Source organism: Mesorhizobium sp. Cs1299R1N3 (assembly GCF_037179625.1).
GTDB classification, from domain to species: Bacteria; Pseudomonadota; Alphaproteobacteria; order Rhizobiales; family Rhizobiaceae; genus Mesorhizobium; species Mesorhizobium salmacidum.
This window is the reverse complement of the sequence record NZ_JAPYKQ010000068.1, coordinates 1-465: the sequence shown is the minus strand read 5'-3', so window position 1 is coordinate 465 and position 465 is coordinate 1. Positions and strand designations below refer to the sequence as shown.

The following is a 465-nucleotide window of genomic DNA, read 5'->3' as shown; positions in this document are numbered from 1 at the left end:
TGGCGGATGCCGAGCAGCGAGGCGATGATCGAATGGCGCCTTGTCTGGCGCAGCACCCCTTGCCGGGCATCGATCAGCACGATCGCCAGATCGGCCGTCGAGGCGCCGGTCGCCATGTTGCGGGTGTATTGCTCGTGGCCGGGCGTATCGGCGACGATGAACTTGCGCTTCGGCGTGGCGAAGAAGCGGTAGGCGACGTCGATGGTGATGCCTTGCTCGCGCTCGGCCTCGAGGCCGTCGACCAAGAGCGCGAAGTCGATGTCGTCGCCCGTCGTGCCGTGCTTGCGCGAATCGCGTTCGAGCGCGGCGAGCTGGTCCTCGAAAATCTGCTTGGTGTCGGACAGCAGGCGTCCGATCAACGTCGACTTGCCGTCATCCACCGAACCGCAGGTCAGGAAGCGCAGCAGCGACTTCTTCTCCTGCGCGGCCAGATAATCGCGGACGCCATCCGTGGGAGCGAGGCTC

Annotated in this window: 1 protein-coding gene; it reads right to left on the bottom strand. The window is 65.6% G+C overall.

What is annotated here, in order from left to right; all coding sequences use genetic code 11:
* Nucleotides 1-465: GTP-binding protein (locus O7B34_RS31990; RefSeq protein WP_337149734.1), on the bottom strand; the 465-nt coding region annotated here is incomplete at both ends.